This window comes from Duganella sp. CF458, assembly GCF_900113115.1.
Lineage (GTDB): Bacteria > Pseudomonadota > Gammaproteobacteria > Burkholderiales > Burkholderiaceae_D > Rugamonas.
The window spans coordinates 37,725-53,100 of record NZ_FOOF01000014.1 but is presented as its reverse complement, the minus strand read 5'-3'; the positions used below and the strand labels follow the sequence as shown (position 1 = coordinate 53,100).

Below are 15,376 nucleotides of genomic sequence, written 5' to 3'. Positions count from 1 at the left end.
TGCAACTGTATGGCTCGCTCCGAAGAACGCTACGCCACCGTCGTCCTGCCGTTTGTACTGGCAGTGGCGGCGCTCACCCTGGTGGCCGTATTCAGCCTGTCGGTAGCGGCCACCCTGCGCGCCTACGTCGGCGGCGAAAGCCATTGGTCCAAGGGCCAGAAGGCCGCCATCGCCTCCCTGCAGCGCTACCTTGTCACATCCGACGAACTGGACTTCACCCAATTCCAAGCCGAACTGGCGGTGCCGCTGGCGGACATGCGCGCCCGGCGCGAAATGGAGAAGGATGAGATGGATTGGGACGTGGTGCGCGCGGGCTTCCTGGGCGGCCGCAATGCCGAGGAAGATATCCGCGGCATGGTCTGGCTGTACCGTAATTTCAAAGACCTCTACCTGATGGCGCGTGCCATCACCTACTGGGAACACAGCGACCAGCACCTGCTGCGCCTGCGCGATTTAGGGGAGCGCGTGCACGCGATGCCGCCGGCCGCCCGCCCCGCCCCGGTCGTGCTGCTGGAAATCCAGGAAATCGACCGCCGCCTGACCCCGCTCGCCATCGGCTTTGCCGCCGCCATCAACGATGCCGCGCGCCAGGTCTCGCATGCCTTGCTGGCCGTGCTGCTGCTGGCTGCTGCCGTGCTGGCCTGGAGCGGCAACAGCTACCTGCGCCGCTCCTTCGCGCGCCGCGAACGGCTGCTGCAGCAACTGCGCCAAAGCGAGGCGGAAGCATTCGCCGAAAAGGAACTGGTGCAGGTGACACTCGCGTCGATTGCCGACGCCGTCATCACCACCGACCGCCAGCAGCGCGTCAGCTACAGCAACCGTAATGCCGAACAGATGCTGGGCATGTCCGGCGCCGAGATGCTGGGACGCCCGCTCGATGAAGTATGCCGGCTGGAAGGCGAGGCCGGCGCCTTGCATGTCCTGGCAGGCGACGGCACGCCGCTGCCGGTCGACCGCTCGGCGGCGCCGATCCACGCGCCCGACGGCAGTGCCATCGGCCAGGTCATCGTGCTGCACGACGCCAGCGAAGCGCGCCGGCATGCCGCGCAACTGAGCTACCAGGCCACGCACGACGACCTGACCGACATCCTGAACCGGCGCGAGTTCGAGCGGCGCCTGCGCGAATTGCTGGCGGCCCTGCGCCAGGGCAGCGGCGGCGAACATGCCGTACTGTACCTCGACCTGGACCGCTTCAAGATCGTCAACGACACCAGCGGCCACGCGGCCGGCGACGAATTGATCAAGCAAGTCAGCCAACTGCTGCAAGCCACACTGCGCGAACGCGACATCGTCGGCCGGCTGGGCGGCGATGAATTCGGCATCATGCTGACCCCGTGCAGCCACGACGACGCCTTGCGCGTGGCGGAGAAAGTGCGCAAGGCCGTGGTGGACCTGCATTTCGCCTGGGGCGTGCGCAGCTACCGCATCGGCGTCAGCATCGGACTGGTGCTGCTCGATAGCCGCAGCAGCAGCTTGAAAGAAGTGATGAAAGCGGCCGACGCCGCCTGTTACATGGCCAAAGAGAAGGGCCGCAACCGCATCCACCTGTACAGCGACGACGACGCCGAACTGTCGGTCCGGCAGACGGAAATGGAAGCCGTGTCGCGCATCCGCGCCGCGCTGGAAAACGACCGCTTCTGCCTGCACCTGCAAACCATCGCCCCGCTGCGGCCCGGCGGCCGCGCCCATGCCGAGGTGCTGGTGCGCATGCTGGACGAGGACGGTGGCCTGGTGCCGCCGATGGCCTTCATCCCTGCCGCCGAACGCTACGACCTGATGCCGCTGCTTGATCGCTGGGTGATCCGCCACGCCTTCGCAGCGCTGGCGCAGCAGGCGCCCGGCACCAGCTGGGCCATCAACCTGTCCGGCGCCTCGGTGTGCGATGAGGGCTTGCTGGAGTATGTGCTGGAGCAGCGGCGCCGCACCGGCGTGGCACTGGAAGATGTATGTTTTGAAATCACGGAAACCGTGGCAGTGGCCAACCTGGCCCAGGCCGCGACGTTGATCCAGGACCTGCAAGCGCAAGGCGCCCGCTTTGCACTGGACGACTTCGGTGCCGGCATGTCGTCCTTCGCCTACCTGAAACACTTGCCGGTCGACTACGTGAAAATCGACGGCAGCTTCATCAAAGGCATCCTGCACAGCCCGACCGAGCGCGCCATGGTCGAATCGATCAACCAGATCGCCCATGTGATGGGCAAGCAGACCATCGCCGAGTTCGTGGAAGATGATGCAGTGCTGGCTTGCCTGCGCGCCATGGGTGTCGATTTCGCCCAGGGCTATGGCGTAGGGCGGCCGCAACCTTTGCCGGCAGCCCAGGCGGCCGATGTCGTGTGACCGCCTGCCCTGGCCTGCTGACGCACGGTTGCTTACTCGTCCTAATCGCTGCCGATGTCGATGTTCTGTTTGTCGGGATAGACCTGGCTGGCGTTATCACTCGTGTCGAATGCCCTATTGAAATCTTCGGCGCTGCGCCATCTTATTTTCCCGTCTGGCGTGCCATATGCCAGGTTGGAAACTGAAACTGGCGCATCCTGGAACGGAAGTCGATTAGATGCATCCCAGCTCACAGCAACAAGGCTTGCTCGGCCATTTGCCATGATGTCGTAAACGCGATGATAAATTTTGAGACCGGCAACGCGTGGCGTAGACGTACTCAGGAGCCTGTCATCGAAATCCGGCTTCGACCCAGGCCGTGGTTGCCGCCAATCGTTGATCGTGATGATTCGTGTGATCTTGCCTTTTTGATTTAGCTGTTCGTGACGCAGTACATTTCCATCCAACGTATAAAAGCGATGGCGCGAAACGTGCTCATTGGGCTTAAATAGCTCGACCAGCCGGATCTGATTGTCCACTCTCGACACTCGACGCCGTTCGAGTTTATATATTTCCTCAGGTTTCTCCAGGACTGTCATCGGAACCGGCGGCTTGGGGAAATAATAATTTGACCCGTTCCAATGTCCGAATTCGTCAACCACCATATTCGCGGCGTTGTTGTCCAGCCGCCCGTAGTTCGATCCAAATATTTCCCATACACCTCGTTGAGAATCAACATTGGCATGCCCGCGGGCAGAACCCGGTGTTGGCGAGATTTGGAACGGCTCCCACTGTTCCTTCCATCGGCCATCCTCCTTGGGGATATGCCATCTCGACAGCAGTTCCACTTGTTCGCCGTTGTACTGTCCGTACTTGAACTGACGCCATTCATCCTGCGAAGAAGGGTCTCCGCTCGGGCATTTGTTCGTATGCTCAGGGCTCACCCAAAGCACTACATTATCCCTCTCGTCATAACGGCGGCAATGTTTCGCTTTGAATGTGGTCTTCGGTCGCTCTGAGAAGTTGGCCTTCTCGATACGATCGATACGTCCCTTGGTATCGTACGAGTAGACCGTGCTGTAAGCTAGGTTTCTGTCCTGCTGAACCAGCGTGCCCAAAAAATCGTTTCCCGCGCTATAGCGCAGCGTCCTTTCTGACATGATACGGTGGTCCTCGCTATCCCGTTTCGGAACCCAAAGGTCTACGCGACAAACCCGCCAGGTGCCGTTTGGTGCCGGCTCAAAATACGAAACCTTGCCCGACTCTCCAATGCCCATCGTGCGTCGCGCATTGAGCTTCAGCGTCGTCTCGGTCACGGTAGGGGGATATCCTGGCTGACTTCTCCCATAAGGCGACTCGCCGAATCCCACCATGCCGTTTTGTTGATAGTCGACCAAGGACTTCATTTCCTTGGTGGGGGGAACTAGTGGATCGGCTTTAAAGCAGGCAGCAACAACGGGCACTTGAGGGGCGATCGTCATCAACAATACAAGTATGTTTCGGTACATGTTAGCCCCTATTTGGTCCCGAACCGGTCATGCGTCCGATGTCAGCGACGTCGATACCTACTGCAGTTTCCTTGGTGGGATTCCAATTAACCTCGGTCTCCATTCCCCAATTTAAAGGTGCTTCAACGAAAAAGCCTATAAGTTGGTTTTGAAGATGCATGATTGCCTTATCGACGTCGTGTATTGTGCCGTCATCGTAAATCTGCTGCCTACGTCCAAATTTTATCTGTTTCAATCCGCCCACCTGATGCCGTGCTAATTTCTTCGTCATGAACTCCGGTTGGAGTTTGGGCGGAACGACCCCAACATGCTTCTTTTCTTTGATGACTGGAGCAATTTCGTAGTTATACAAGGCTTCCTTGGTCGCATTGATTTTCGTCTTGCGCTCCTCAGTCATTGGCTGGCTGTCGAAGTGGCTCGTTAGCGGGTCGTCGAGTCTTGCGAGTGAATAACTGGAATTCAAATCAACCGAAAGTGGGTAGGGCAAGGTGAAATGCTTCAAGCCGGCATCAAATTTCCTGAAGTTTCGCGGCGTATGCGTGAAGACGGCTTCGTAAGTACGACGGTTGTGCGCGGCGATGGCCTGGATCGCTTTGACGACATCAGGGGCACATGGCTTGTCAAGAATTTCTTCTAAGGAGACGCCTTTCGTTATGTCGACCAATGCATCGGGCGCGGTTCTCCTTCTCGGAGGATGAGGAACTTCCATTGGAACACTCACCCTGGCCCGCGTCGCTCGTTGCGTCGATCGGAAATAGTCTTCAGAATCAATCATGAATCCAAAATGCTTTGTCCACAATTGTCGTCGAAGTTCACGCGCAAATTTTCGAGTTCGAACCGTGTAGTGGGGCGAGCCCAGATCACGAAGTTGTACGTCCTCCGTGTCAACGATTACCGCAGCAATTTCTGTATCGCCATTGCCGGTCAAGCTCCTATCGTTCGTGTTGGCGCTGCCGATGATCGCAACGGCATCGTCTACGATCAGCAGTTTGGAATGAATGTAGATCTGTTCGGAAACGACGTAACGGCCAATCTCGCAATTGAAGTCTTCGTTATTGGTCACAGGGTCCCGCGCGTACTGCACGGTAGCACCAAAATTGCGCATGTTCAGCACGGTTAGGTACTTGTTCCAGTCCGATTCAGGGCGACCTACCGCCTTCAATTGCTTCTTTACCTGGTTAATGACGCTGTCAGTGCCATGCTTGATTGAGCCAAGCGCCAACCACTGTTGCTTCCATACCGAACCCGTGCTGATGGCGCCTTCCGGATGAGCTGGCACAACCAGGTAGACGTGGAAAGGTGTCTTCGCTTTGATATGGAAACAGATGCGCTTCGCGAGCTCATCACCAACTTGATTGCGAATGCCATTGTCCTCGTTGCCTACTTTGCGTGAGTCGATCTTGCCCCAGCGGCCAAAGCCGGATATGAAGAATTGCGTTTCTATATAAATATAGTTGTCGGCGCTGCGGATGCAGTTGACCACTGCATTGAGAATATTGTTCTGGTGCGTGGTTTTCCATTTTGGAAGACACTCACGCCAAAGCTTCCGTTCTCGTGCATCAGCGTAAAGTTCCAAGTCGTCATAGACAGGACCTTCGTGGTGCAAGTGATAGTTGGATACGGAGCGCACGATTTGTACGAGAGTAGAACCGGCTTTGCTTTGCTGGGCTTCCTGCAGCACGTCCCAAGCCTTGATTCTGGTGAGCCAGTCCTTATCGATAGGCGTGGCATGCCGCCCCTTGTTGAACCAAAACACATCGTCAAAGGTCATATTCCATCGTCGAACAAAGTTACGATGGATATCGACGACTGACGGGCCTTCCAATTTCACATGGACGTCTTGCCAGGGCATACGTGGCTGGCAGCCTTCGTCAAGCAAAACGCCGCCCCATGGTTTAGAAAAGGAATAGTCCTCAATCAATCTCTTTTCAAATGTGTTTGCCCCTCGCACTCTCATGGCGCCGGGGTTATACATTTCATTTACTTTAAACCGCAAAGGGTCGACTACGACGTCGAAGTTTGGCGTTTCCCAGCGACCGTTTGCAAGATCGATGCCGCCAATAAATCCTGTGATGCCGTCAACAACGACAAACTTCTGGTGGTGGGAATAGTCGATTCCATCGTTTTGCGCGGTAGTGGGACTTTGCAGAAGAACGGAGACTGTACCGGGATAGCCCTTTTGGTTAAGGGACTCCAGCTTGTCCCTGGCGTCGTCGTCATACGTTCCCGGAATTGTGTCGTTGATCGACTTGTATATGAGGACGCGAACATGTACCGGTTTCGACTTAATGATGTCCTCGATGACTTGATGCAGTCGAAACGGATGCCCCGGTGCATCAGACCGTGCCAGTTCGACGTCGTGCGACATTTGCCAATCGGCGATCCAGATGAACCGCTTGGCGTTGCGCATTGCACTGCACATTTCACGAAACGCCGACTTCCCGCAACTGAGGAGCGACACCTTGTTGCCAAATCGCGGGTTGGAAAACGGCCTGGCATTGCAAAAGTATTGGCCCGTATCGCGGCACATCGTGTCGCCATATAAGGAAAGTTGTGCCTCGAGTGGAAGTGCGTCGTTCATGTTCTCTTCAAACGGTTGTTTCGCCTTTTGGCGAGCCGGTCAATCGGGTTTCATAGTCAAGTTCAGCCCAGTGCTTCAACAGCATCTTATGGGCGTCGTCAGCATGTCCAGGTGCAACGGCGTAGTTATGCGCGTCCAGCACCTTGCGCTCATCTTTATCAACGGCGCTTGCGGTCAAATTAGACATACCTAGCGGGGTGACATTTGGACCGCAAACCAGAAATGTCGTGCCTTGCGCCAGGTTCACCTCGCGCCATAGGTCTTTCTTCTGTGCCTCATTAAGAGCGCACTCGCCGCTTGGCGTGCTTACTCCGGACGCGATCTCCCTGCGAATATGCTTTTCTTCGTAAGGATCCCCGGATGCGTTCTTCAAGGTGATAATTCGCCATGGACGTCCCGCGAGGGGCCTACCATGCTTGCCCGGTACGTCCAGTAGTTCAAGCTTGAAGTTAAACGGTTCTTCTTTCATCTCGCTTCGAGGCATGACAGGAAGCGTGTACGCGTGCTGCGCTGGTCCGATGAAGGACTTCTTGCCCGCCTTGATCTCAATCTTGCCCGGGCATTGCACGGTGATGTTGCCGCCATCGATGGTGATGTTTGCACCGCCGACGGTGGACAGGCTGATCTTCTTCGCCGCGGCCCAGTCGATATGGGCGTTGGCGCTCTTCACGTTGATCACGTCCAGCGCCTGCACCAGCATGGCGCCGGCCTGCGCCTGCAGGTCGATCGGATCGCGCGCCGCGATCACTTGTACGCCGATGTCCTGCTCGCCGGGCTTGACCGCGCCCCCCAACATGCCGATCGTTTGCTGCGTATGGATGCGCATCTGGCCGCCGGTTGCCAGTTGCGTATCGGCGCCGCTCATCACGGTAGCGGTCTCGCCTGCGGCCATTTGGAGGTCGCGCGCGGCGCTGATCGACAGGCCATCCTTGGCGCTGACGGCGATGATCGGATCGGCGCTGTGCGGCAATTTGCCCGCGCCAGCGCCAGCCTTGCGCGCGCCGGCGTCGGCTTGCGCGGCGTCGAGGCTGGCGTCATCCACCATGCCGGAGACGGCGCTCAGCAGCGATTTCAGCGGGGCTTCGTTGTCATCGAGCGCACTGGCATGAGTCTTGTGCGCGCCCATGTGCGAGGCCAGGCCGACGGTGCCGTGCTTCACGGCGATGTCGCTGAAGGTCTCGCCCAGCTTGACGGCCTGTTTCAGCAGCGCGATGCCGGCCGTGTTGTCGCCCGCCGGCTCGCGCTGCGCGGGGCTGTGCGTCAGCTTGTAGCTGGTGACCAGCAGGCCGGCGCCGGCGCGCACCGCGCCGTAGGCATCGGTGCGCAATTCGGCGCCCTGGCCGCGCAGGCTGCCGCGGTAGTTGTCGGTGTTGTGGACCAGGTGGCCCAGGTTCAGCTCTGTCGCGGCCTGGGTGGTGCGCAGTTGCAGCCGGCCCTGGTGGTCGGTGTCGTCGAACAAGAGTTGGTTGTAGCCGCTGCCGCCGAACTCCTTGCTGCGCACCCCCCACAGCGCGGATGCGTTGCGGTGGGCGCCGCTGCCGCCGCCGGAACCGTGCCACACCGGGCCATTGCCGCCGACCAGGTTGCCCTGTGCCGAGGTGGCGTGGTCATGGGCCTGGCCGAAATAGTCGGAGCCTTCCTGCGCGCTGCTGCCGCCCGGCGTTGGCGCGTTGCCGCTTTCGCCCTGGCCGTTGTACAAGGCAGCGACGATGACCGGGCGGTCGATGTCGTTCTCGATGAACTGCACCAGCACTTCCTGGCCGATGCGCGGCAGGAATTGGCTGCCCATGCTGCCGCCGGCCGAGCGTTGTGCCACACGCACCCAGCAAGTGGCGTCGGCGCTGTCCTGCCAGTGGAAGCGGATCCGCACCCGGCCCAGGCGGTCGCAATGGATCTCATTGCCGCCCTGGGGCAGGTGCTGGCCGTCTGCGCCAACCACGATAGCGCTCTGGGCGCCCAGTGCGGTTGGCTTGGCATGTTGCCGGCCTTCGCCGTCATGGTGAGCCGGGCGCCACGGCACGTCTGCCGCCAGGGCGGCGAAGCTATTGGCATAGCCGCTGGCGGACGCCTTTTCCACCGTGGTGGCGAAATCTTGCGGCAGGTCGCGTGTTTGGGTGGCCAGTGTGTCGAGCAGCTCGGGGATGGGACCGAACAGTTCGGCCAGGCCGCGCTTGGCGGCAATCGGCAGGTTGTTGACACCCACGCCAAGCACGCGCAGGGCGACATAGCAGGTGTCTTCGTCGTTGGCGAACAGGGCGCCTTGGGTCATCGTGAAGCGGGTGCCGGCACGCAGCGTGCGCACCGTGGAGCGGCCCTGGCATTGCTGGCCGCGCGCCTCTTGCAGTTGCATGTGCAGCGTGGCGTAGCGTTCGGCCTGCGCGCCGTCGCTGTAGAAGTACTGGCCCGGGTAGTCGTAGCTCTCCGGCTGATAAGCGTGCTTGCCCAGATCGTTCACGCGCGTCGGCACAGTGGCGCTGACGGCGGCCTTGGCCTGGTAATCATAACTGAGCACGGCCACCGCGCCGCTGACCAGTTGGCGCATCGGCTGCAGGGACTGGATGGTGTCGAACTGTTCGCCGGCGCGCGCTGCGTGGTAGCGCAGGCCCTGGCCGGCCGCGCTGCTGGCGTCTTCCGGCGTGGCCGATTGCTGGCTGCTGTCGGCAAACAGCACCAGGGTCTGCTCCTCTTCACCGTCCGCGCAGCGCCAGGCGCAGCCTTCTTCCGTCAGCAGGCGGCGCACGAAGTCGTAATCGGATTCACGGTACTGGCAGCAGTAGCTGCGCAGCGGGATGGCGTCGAGCAGGGCGCGCGCATCGTCGCTCCATTGCCATGTGGCGTAGGGAGCGAAGCGCGCGAACACCTGGTCCACGATATCGGCCACGCCCCGGTCCTGCCATACGCGGCTGTTACGCGTCTGGGTGGCTAGCCACAGCCAGGATGACATGCGCAGGCGATAGCGCGCAAAACCGCCTTCGCTGCCTAGCATCGCGGCATGGCTGATATAGCCATGGAAGGCGGTGCGGCTGCCATCGGCCAAACTGGCTTGCAGGCAGGCGCGCCGGCCCAGCAAGCTGGCAGGATCGATGGTGGCACTGGTCGACAGGGCGATCACGTCGCGGGAGGCAATTTCCTGCAGGCAGTCGTCGGCCAGGAAGGCTTCGACCAGCAGCCCGCCGGCGCCGCCATCGCCGTCGCTTTCCAAGGTGAGCTCGTATAGCCGGCTTTCACTGGCGAACTGGGCGAGGGCGGCATACGCCTGGGACAGGAGTTCAGTCCGCATATTCTGTCTTTATGGCAACAATTGTCAAATCGCAAACAATAGCAGAGCTGAATGATTCCTGCCACACGCTTGAATAGGCGGGAGAAAACCGGCCAGATCGAGGCTTTGACTTGACCGTTGCTCCTCGATAATGCCTGCATAGGAAAACCGTTTTTGGAGCAGGCAAATGATTCGATCACTGTGGATTGCCAAGACTGGCATGGAGGCGCAGCAGACCCAGATGGACGTGGTGTCCAATAACCTGGCGAACGTCAGCACCAACGGCTTCAAGAAGTCGCGCGCCGTCTTCGAGGACTTGCTGTACCAGAACATCCGCCAGCCGGGCGCGGCCTCGTCCCAGCAAACCCAGCTGCCATCGGGAATGCAGATCGGTACCGGCGTGCGTCCGGTGGCCATTGAACGCATCCATACCCAGGGCAACCCGCAGTCGACCGGCAACGACAAGGACCTGATGGTCAACGGCAACGGCTTCTTCCCGGTCCTGCTGCCCGACGGCACCACGGCTTACACCCGCGATGGCTCCTTCCAGCGCGATAACAATGGCCAGATGGTCACGTCCAGCGGCTTCGTGCTGCAGCCGGCCATCACCATCCCGATCAATGCCACCAGCATCACGGTCGGCCGCGACGGCATCGTGTCGGTCACCCTGCCGGGCCAGGCGGCGGCGCAGCAGATCGGCGCCATCCAGCTGGCCACCTTCATCAACCCGACCGGTCTCGAGTCGAAGGGCGAAAACCTGTACGTGGAAACCGGTTCTTCCGGCGCCGCCACGCAGAACCAGCCGGGCACCAATGGCACCGGCGTGATCCTGCAGGGCTATGTGGAGACGTCCAACGTCAACGTGGTCGAGGAAATGGTGAACATGATCCAGACCCAGCGCGCGTACGAAATCAATTCGAAGGCGATTACCACCTCCGACCAGATGCTGCAGCGCCTGTCGCAGCTGTAATCGAGCGAGCCCGCCATGCGCCTCCGTCTTGCCGCCTCCATCTCCGCCGCCGCGCTGCTGTCCGCCTGCGCCGGCGCGCCAACCTCGATCGTCAATGGCCCGACCAGCGCGCGCCCGCTGCCGCCGCCGTACCCGCCCGTGGCGCAGAACAATGGCGCGATCTTCCAGGCCAGCAGCTACCGCCCGGCGTTTGAAGACCGCCGCGCGCGCCATGTGGGCGACGTGATCAATGTCGTCATCACGGAAAGCACCTCCGCCGTCAAGAATGGCGCCAGCGCCGGCAGCAAGTCGGGCAGTGTCAACTTCGGCATTCCGGGCGTGCTGCAGAACCGCTTCGGCACCAACGTTGCCACCAGCGCCGACAACAAGTTTGCCGATGCCGACAGCCAGAGCCTGAGCAACAGCTTCCGCGGCACCATCGGCGCTACCGTGGTGGAAGTGCTGTCGAACGGTAACCTGATCATTGCTGGCGAAAAGCAGGTCGGCATGAACAAGGCCACCGAGTACATCCGCATTTCCGGCATGGTGAACCCCGATTCGATCAACGGCAATTCGGTGGCCTCGACCTCGATCGCCGATGCCCGCGTCGAATACCGTACCAAGAGCAATATCGATGGCGCCGAAGTGCAGTCGATGCTGTCGCGCTTCTTCCTCAGCCTGCTGCCTTTCTGATCATGAAGAATTTCACGCTCCTCGCCCTCTGTGCCGCCTTGCTGCTGGCGCCAGCCGCCCAGGCTGAACGCCTGAAGGACCTGGCCAGCATTGCCGGCGTGCGCCAGAACCAGCTGATGGGTTACGGTCTGGTGGTCGGCCTGGACGGCTCGGGCGACCAGACCACGCAAACGCCGTTTACCGTCCAATCGGTGGCCTCGATGCTGCAGCAGATGGGCATTGCGCTGCCGCCGGGCACCACGCTGCAATTGAAAAACGTGGCGGCCGTGATGGTCACCACCAGCCTGCCGGCCTTCGCCCAGCCGGGCCAGCAGATCGACGTGACCGTGTCTTCGATGGGTAACGCCAAATCGCTGCGCGGCGGCACGTTGCTGATGACCCCGTTGAAAGGCGCCGACGGCCAGGTGTACGGCATGGCGCAAGGCAATGTGCTGGTTGGCGGCGTCGGGGCGCAGGCGCCGGGCGGCGGTGCGGCTGTGGTGGTGAACCACCTGTCGGTCGGCCGCATTTCCGGCGGCGCCACGGTGGAACGCGCGGTGCCGACCACGCTTGGCGAAGGCAACCAGATCCGGCTTGAACTGAACAATACCGACTTTGCCACGGCCAGCCGCGTGGTGCATGCCATCAACGACAAATACGGCGCCGGCGTGGCCTATGCGCAGGATGGCCGCACCATCCGCGTCACCGCGCCATCGTCCAGCGATGCACGGGTGGCCTTCATCGGTGAACTGGAAAGCATGGATGTGCGCCCGGCACGCCAGGCCGCCAAGGTCATCATGAACGCCCGCACCGGCTCGGTGGTGATGAACCAGGAAGTTACGCTTGAGACGTGCGCCATTTCGCACGGCAACCTGTCAGTATCGGTTAACGCCGACACTCAGGTCAGCCAGCCGAACCCACTCAGCGGTGGCCAGACCGTGGTAGCCCAGCAGGGCAGTGTCGACATCAAGAAAGACTCCGGCAAGGTCATCATGCTGAAAGGCGGCGCGTCGCTGGCCGACGTGGTGAAAGCCCTCAACGCCATCGGCGCTTCGCCGCAAGACTTGCTGGCCATCCTGCAGGCGATGAAGGCAGCGGGTTCGCTGCGCGCCGAGCTGGAAATCATTTGAGGACGCAGCCATGATCCCGCGTACCGGCTCCACCGACCTGAGCGCCAATCTTGCCATCGACACCAAGGGCATGTCCGAGCTGCGCCAGTCGGCCCGTGCCGGTTCGCCGGAAGCACTGAAAACCGCGGCCACCCAGTTCGAAGCCATGTTTGTCAACATGATGATGAAGAGCATGCGCGACGCCACGCCGCAAGACGGTTTGATGGACAACCAGCAAACCAAGATGTTCACCAGCATGCTGGACCAGCAGACCAGCCAGGATATCGCCAAGAAGGGCCTGGGCCTGGCCGACGTCCTGGTGCGCCAGTTGTCGAAGTCGCTGCCGCAAGACGGCGTGCCGACCGACCCGGGCATGGCGCGCGCCCTGATGGAGCAAGCCCGGCTGCAACGTTCGATCGAAGCCAGTGGCGGTGCGGCGGCCGTGGCCAAGGCCAATACCCATACCCATGCCAGCACGGCGGCAGCTGCCGACAAGCCGGCCCATGTGCGCAGCTTCCAGGAGAAACTGTCCAGCCACGCGGAAGAAGCCAGCCGCGCGTCCGGCATCCCCGCCAAGTTCATGCTGGGCCAGGCCGCGCTGGAAACCGGCTGGGGGCGCCGCGAAATCAAGGGCCGCGATGGCAGCAACAGCCACAACCTGTTCGGCATCAAGGCCGGCCCGGACTGGAAGGGCCGCGTTGTCGAAACGGCCACAACCGAATACGTGAACTGCCAGCCGCAGACCCGCGTCGAGAAGTTCCGTGCCTACGACAGCTATGCGGACAGCTTCAAGGATTACGCCCGCCTGCTGAGCAGCAACCCGCGCTATGAAAAAGCGCTGGCGGCGGCCGGCAGCACGGATGCGGCCGGCTTCGCCAGGAACCTGCAACGCGCCGGCTACGCCACCGACCCCAACTATGCCACCAAGCTGGCCGGCATTATCCAGCGCACTCTTGCCTGACGAACATCAAGTTTTGTCCGGATGTGCCGTAAACTGTATATCTCGCGAAGGTAATTATCAAAATGTCCTTACTCAGCATCGGTAGAAGTGGTTTGTTGGCTGCCCAGACGGGCCTGGCCACCACTGGGCACAACATTACCAACGCTAATGTGCTCGGCTATAACCGGCAGGTGGTGGTGCAGGGCACCACGCCGCCGCTGCAGACCGGGGAAGGCTTCATCGGCACCGGCACCGAAGTGGCGCAGATCAAGCGCGTCTATGACGACTTCCTGAACCGGCAACTGCTGGGCGCACAGACCAACCAGGCCCAGCTCGATACCTATTTCAACCAGGTCAGCCAGATCGACAACCTGCTGGCCGATACCACCGTCGGCCTGGGTCCGGCACTGCAGAGCTTCTTCAGCGGCGTGCAGAATGCCAACTCGAACCCGCAATCGACCGCCGCGCGCCAGGCCATGCTGTCGGGCGCTGAATCGCTGGCGTCGCGCTTCAATGGCCTGTCCAGCCGCATGAAGGAATTGAACGAAGGCGTGAACTCCGGCGTCACCGCCAGCGTCAACGAGATCAATTCCTTCGCGCGCCGTATCGCCGAGATGAACAATACGATTGCCGGCCTGTCGGTCGATCCTTCGGCCCTGCCGAGCGACCTGATGGACCAGCGCGACGCCCTGATCGCCGAAATGAACAAGCAGATCAAGGTTACCGTGATGCCGGCCGAGAACAATATGCTGAATGTCTCGTTCGGCACCGGCCAACCGCTGGTGATCGGCAACCGCAGCCAGGAACTGGCGACGGCCGCCTCGCCATCGGACCCGGAGCGCATCGTGGTGGGCTACCGTACCCAGGCCGGCACCTTCTCGCAACTGCCGGACAGCGTGCTGACCGGTGGCCAGTTGGGCGGCCTGATCGATTTCCGGAATAGCGGCCTGGACGTGGCCAATGCCAACCTCGGCAAGATCGCGGCCGGCCTGGCCGATGCGTTCAACGACCAGCACAAGCTCGGCATCGACCTGGATGGCAACCTGGGCGGCAACTTCTTCAAGGACATCCACGCCTATGTCGGCTACGACACCCGCAACTCGCCATCGAGCACGGTGAAGGTCGATGCGGTGGTGGTCGACGCGGCCAAGCTGACCACCTCCGATTACGACATCAATTACAACGGCACCAACTTCATCGTGACGCGCGCCAGCGATGGTGCGACCACCACCATCGCGCCGTATCCGCAGACCCAGCCACAAGTGATCGACGGCGTGGCCTTCTCGATCACCGGTGCCGCAGGTGGCCCCGACCACTTCCTGGTGCGCCCGACCTATAACGCGGCGCAGGATTTCGGCGTCGAGCTGAAGGACCGCAACAAGATTGCGCTGGGCGCGCCGATCAGCACTGCGGCGCCGGGCACCAATACCGGCACCGGCAAGATCAGCGCCGGCGCGGTGAACGCGAACTACCTGTTGCCGGGCAACCAGCTGGCGGCGCCGGTGACGCTGACTTATAACAGTGCGACCAACCAGCTGAGCGGCTTCCCCACGGCGGTGGACGTTACGGTCAATGGCACCACCACCAACTATCCGGCCGGCACGCCGGTGCCATACACCGCCGGCGCCAAGATGACCTTCCAGGGCATCGAAATCGAGATCAGCGGCAACCTGGCCAACAACGACAAGTTCACCGTTTCGCCTGGCAGCGGCGTCGGCGATGCGCGCAATGGCGTGCTGCTGGCGGGCTTGCAGACGAAAAATATCCTGGACGATGGCCACGCCACTTTCCAGGCCAGCTATGCGCAGATGGTCAACTTCGTCGGCAACAAGACGCGCGAAGTGCAGATCGCCGGCGCGGCGGCCGATACCACCGTGGAGCAGGCCCAGGCCGCGCGCGATTCGGTGTCGGGCGTGAACCTGGACGAAGAAGCTTCCAACCTGTTGCGTTACCAGCAAGCCTACCAGGCCTCTGGCAAAGTGATCCAGGTGGCAAGCGAATTGTTCGATACCCTGCTGTCGCTCGGCAGGTAAGCTTTTTGA

The 15,376-nt window shown here is 61.1% G+C and carries 9 protein-coding genes; 6 read left to right on the top strand and 3 right to left on the bottom strand.

Features of this window, described 5'->3' with window-relative positions; all coding sequences use genetic code 11:
- Positions 1 to 9 precede the first annotated feature (9 nt).
- Positions 10 to 2,337: an EAL domain-containing protein gene (locus BM269_RS20950; RefSeq protein WP_090441536.1), complete on the top strand. Its 2,328-nt coding sequence runs from the start codon at positions 10 to 12 to the stop codon at positions 2,335 to 2,337.
- A gap of 41 nt (positions 2,338 to 2,378) precedes the next feature.
- Here the strand turns inward: BM269_RS20950 and BM269_RS20945 are convergent, their stop codons facing one another.
- From BM269_RS20945 to BM269_RS20935, 3 genes are read right to left on the bottom strand one after another with little or no spacing between them, the layout of a single operon-like run.
- Positions 2,379 to 3,797 (bottom strand): PilZ domain-containing protein, encoded by a 1,419-nt coding sequence (locus tag BM269_RS20945; protein ID WP_139232816.1) that lies wholly within the window; start codon positions 3,795 to 3,797, stop codon positions 2,379 to 2,381.
- A gap of 28 nt (positions 3,798 to 3,825) precedes the next feature.
- Positions 3,826 to 6,405, bottom strand: a complete 2,580-nt coding sequence (locus tag BM269_RS20940) for a phospholipase D-like domain-containing protein (RefSeq protein ID WP_090441530.1) — start codon at positions 6,403 to 6,405, stop codon at positions 3,826 to 3,828.
- 7 nt (positions 6,406 to 6,412) lie between these two features.
- On the bottom strand, positions 6,413 to 9,685 hold the full coding sequence (locus tag BM269_RS20935) for a type VI secretion system Vgr family protein (protein WP_090441527.1): 3,273 nt from the start codon (positions 9,683 to 9,685) through the stop codon (positions 6,413 to 6,415).
- Positions 9,686 to 9,851: 166 nt separating this feature from the next.
- Between BM269_RS20935 and flgG the strand changes: the two genes are divergently transcribed.
- The 5 genes from flgG to flgK all read left to right on the top strand — a co-directional run bounded on the left by flgG (position 9,852) and on the right by flgK (position 15,367).
- Complete coding sequence (flgG, locus tag BM269_RS20930) at positions 9,852 to 10,634, top strand: flagellar basal-body rod protein FlgG (protein WP_090441524.1); 783 nt, start codon at positions 9,852 to 9,854, stop codon at positions 10,632 to 10,634.
- A gap of 15 nt (positions 10,635 to 10,649) precedes the next feature.
- The gene (locus tag BM269_RS20925; RefSeq protein ID WP_090441522.1) at positions 10,650 to 11,306 is read left to right on the top strand and encodes a flagellar basal body L-ring protein FlgH; all 657 of its coding nucleotides are present in this window, start codon (positions 10,650 to 10,652) and stop codon (positions 11,304 to 11,306) included.
- Between the two features lie 2 nt (positions 11,307 to 11,308).
- The gene (locus tag BM269_RS20920) at positions 11,309 to 12,415 is read left to right on the top strand and encodes a flagellar basal body P-ring protein FlgI (protein ID WP_090441519.1); all 1,107 of its coding nucleotides are present in this window, start codon (positions 11,309 to 11,311) and stop codon (positions 12,413 to 12,415) included.
- A 10-nt stretch (positions 12,416 to 12,425) separates the two neighbouring features.
- Positions 12,426 to 13,355, top strand: coding sequence for a flagellar assembly peptidoglycan hydrolase FlgJ (flgJ, locus tag BM269_RS20915; protein WP_090441516.1), 930 nt, complete (start codon positions 12,426 to 12,428; stop codon positions 13,353 to 13,355).
- Positions 13,356 to 13,417: 62 nt separating this feature from the next.
- Positions 13,418 to 15,367 (top strand): flagellar hook-associated protein FlgK, encoded by a 1,950-nt coding sequence (gene flgK / locus BM269_RS20910; protein WP_090441513.1) that lies wholly within the window; start codon positions 13,418 to 13,420, stop codon positions 15,365 to 15,367.
- The last annotated feature ends 9 nt before the right edge of the window (positions 15,368 to 15,376 follow it).